We start from the raw sequence: 3,023 nt of genomic DNA, 5'->3' as shown, positions 1-3,023 counted from the left end.
GACCGGTCGTGGGCCGGTCGGCCCTCAGCGGGCCGGTCGTCGGCTGATCGTCGTCGGCTGACCGTCGGCCGGTCCTCGGCTGCTGCTCGTCGGGCGGTCCTCGGCTGCTCGCCGGCCGGCCGTCGGTCGGTGCTGTCGTCGGTCGGTGCTGTCGTCGGTCGGTGCTGTCGCCGGGCCACCGGTCAGCCGGCCCGGTGGGGGTCCTTCACGGTCGGCACCCGGGCGAGGCTGATTCCGAAGCGGTCCCGGTAGTACGCGAGCACCTCCCCGTCCGTCCCCAGCTCCCGTTCCTCCCGCTTGCCGTCCGCCGTCGTCGTGGTGACCCGGCGGCCGCTGAGCGTGATCCTCCCCCCGTCCCCGGTGACCCGGGAGCAGACGAGCGACCGGGTGAAGTGCGACCGCGGCGAGGTCCTGTGCCACCACGCCCCGGCCACGAAGTCGCCGAGCGCCCTCGGGCGCTGCTCCAGCCGGTACACCCGCTTCCCGTTCCGCAGCACGTCCAGGTCCTCGAACGGGACGGCGTCCCGGCCGTCACGCGCCCCGGCCGCGTCCGGCGCCGCCCCGGTGATCCGGAACGTGCCCCCGGGGTCCTCCTGGTCCCCCCGCTCCCCGAACTCCAGCGGCAGCAGGCAGTGCGCCCCGAACCCGACGTCGGCCAGCAGGTCGTCCCCGTCCGGGGTCCGCACCCGCAGGGCGAGATGGTCGTACGGGATGCCGAGCCGCCCCCCGTCCCCGTAGACCCGCGCGGCGAGCAGGACGACCTCGTACCCGAGGGCGGTGAGCAGGGTGCCGAAGGCTCCGTTCAGTTCGTAGCAGAAACCGCCCCGCCGTCCGGTCACCACCTTGTCCATCAGCCGTTTCCCGTCGAGCGTGATCTCCTCGCCGAGGTGGACCGAGAGGTTCTCGAAGGGCACGGTCCGCAGATGGCTCAGGTGCAGTTCGCGCAGCGCGTCGGCGGTGGGCCGGGCCGGCCGCTCGACGCCCAGCCGCCGCAGATAGGCGTCGACCTCCGACGCGTCCGGCCCGGCGCCGGCTGGTGCGCCCGCGTCCGCCTCCGGGGTGGTTTGCTCGTCCGTGTCGTCGTGCGCCGGTTCCCTCATGCCCTCAGTGTCGCGCCACCCGCAGCCCTCCGTCCCCGTCCCCGCCGCCGAGCACCGCGATCGCCCCGTCCCGGTCCGTCCGCAGCACCGCGGCGCCGGCGTTCCGCAGCGCGGCGACCGTGCCCGGGGCCGGATGCCCGTACGAGTTGTCCCGTCCCGCGGAGATCAGCGCCAGCCTGGGCGCCAGCCGGCGCACGAGGCCGGGGTCCTGGTACGCCGAACCGTGGTGGGCGACCTTGAGGACGTCGACGTCCGCCAGGCGATCCGCCGCGGGGGACCTCGCCAGGGCCCGCTGGGCCGGTGGTTCCATGTCCCCGAGCAGCAGCAGGCGCAGCCCCGCCGTCCGGACGAGCATGGCCACACTGGCGTCGTTCGGCCCCTCCGGTCCGGGGGCCGCGGGCCACGTGCCCGCGGGCTGCCCGGCGACCCGTCCGCCGGCCTGCCCGGTGACGGGCGGGGGCCACACCACTTCCCAGGACAGGTCTCCCGTGCGCCGCCGCTCCCCCGCGACGGCCCGTGTCACGGGCAGGTGCCGCTCCGCCGCGAGTCTCCGTACGAACCGGGCCTGGTCGGCGGGTTCCTCCAGTCCCGTCGTCGCGATGCCGCCCACCGAACGTCCGCGCAGGACGCCGGGCAGGCCCGCCACGTGGTCGGCGTGGAAGTGGGTCAGTACGACCAGCGGGACCCGGGTGACGCCGAGGGAGCGCAGGCAGCGGTCCACCGGGCCCGGGTCCGGGCCGGCGTCCACGACCACGCCGGTGCCCCCGCCCGCCGCCAGCACCATCGCGTCGCCCTGCCCCACGTCGCACATCACCATGCGCCAGCCCGGCGGCGGCCAGCCCGTGACCGCGCGGGTCAGCGGTGGCGGCTGCACCACCAGCAGCACCAGGAGGAGGGCGCAGGCCCCGCACCACCAGGGGTGCCGCAGCAGTCTCCGGCCGAGCGGCAGGGCGACCGGGGTGAGTGCCCCGAGCAGTGCCGCCCCGGCCCAGCCGCCCGGCCAGTCGATCCCGGCGCCGGGCAACGCCGCCCCGGTCCGGGCGATCCACGCGATCCACTCCGCGGGCCAGCTCGCGCACCAGGCGAGCGCCTTCGCCACGGGCAGGGCCGGCAGGGCGGTGGCCAGGGCCAGGAAACCCAGCACGGTGGCCGGGGCGAGCGCGAACTCGGCGAGGAGGTTGCACGGCACCGCCACCAGGCTCACCCGCTCCGACAGCACCACGACCACCGGCGCGCACACCGCCTGTGCGGCGCCCGCCGCGGCCAGCGCCTCCGCGAGCCGGGGCGGCACCCCGCGCCGTCGCAGTGCGGCGCTCCAGCGCGGCGCGAGGGTGAGCAGGGCGCCGGTGGCCAGCACGGAGAGCAGGAAGCCGTAGCTGCGGGCCAGCCACGGGTCGTGGAGCACCAGCAGCAGGACGGCCGTCGCCAGCGCCGGGACCAGGGACCGGCGGCGGCCGGTGGCGAGCGCGAGCAGCGCGACGGATCCGCAGGCGGCGGCCCGCAGCACGCTCGGGTCCGGCCGGCACACGACGACGAAGGCGAGCGAGAGCGCCCCGCCGAGCAGCGCGGTCGTACGCAGCGAGAGGCCCAGGCGGGACGCGAGCCCGCGGCGCTCGGCATGCTGCGCCAGTCCCGGCGGGCCGAGGAGCAGGGCGAGGAGGATCGTGAAGTTCGCCCCGGAGACGGCCAGGGTGTGGGTGAGGTCGGTCTCCCTGAACGCCTCCTCCAGTTCCGGGGTGACGCGTGCGGTGTCGCCCACGACCAGTCCCGGCAGCAGGGCGCGCGCGTCGGCCGGCAGTCCGTCGGTCGCCGCCCGCAGTCCGGCGCGCAGCCGCCCGGCCAGGAGCTGCGGCGCCGACGGCTCCCCCACCGTCTCCGGTCCGCCCGCCCCTTCGACGCGCAGCACGGCCGCGAACCGGTCGC

At 76.9% G+C, this 3,023-nt stretch carries 2 protein-coding genes; both read right to left on the bottom strand.

Annotated elements, in window-relative coordinates:
* Positions 1 to 182: 182 nt before the first annotated feature.
* Positions 183 to 1,100 (bottom strand): arylamine N-acetyltransferase family protein, encoded by a 918-nt coding sequence (locus tag AOK18_RS27580; RefSeq protein WP_079105217.1) that lies wholly within the window; start codon positions 1,098 to 1,100, stop codon positions 183 to 185.
* A gap of 4 nt (positions 1,101 to 1,104) precedes the next feature.
* Positions 1,105 to 3,023: ComEC/Rec2 family competence protein (locus AOK18_RS27575; RefSeq protein ID WP_055696088.1), on the bottom strand; the 1,919-nt coding region annotated here is incomplete at its 5' end.

The sequence above is a fragment of the Streptomyces prasinopilosus genome (assembly GCF_001419695.1).
In the GTDB taxonomy this organism is placed as follows: Bacteria; Actinomycetota; Actinomycetes; order Streptomycetales; family Streptomycetaceae; genus Streptomyces; species Streptomyces prasinopilosus.
Note: the sequence above shows the minus strand (reverse complement) of the source record. Positions and strands in the feature narration are given on the sequence as shown.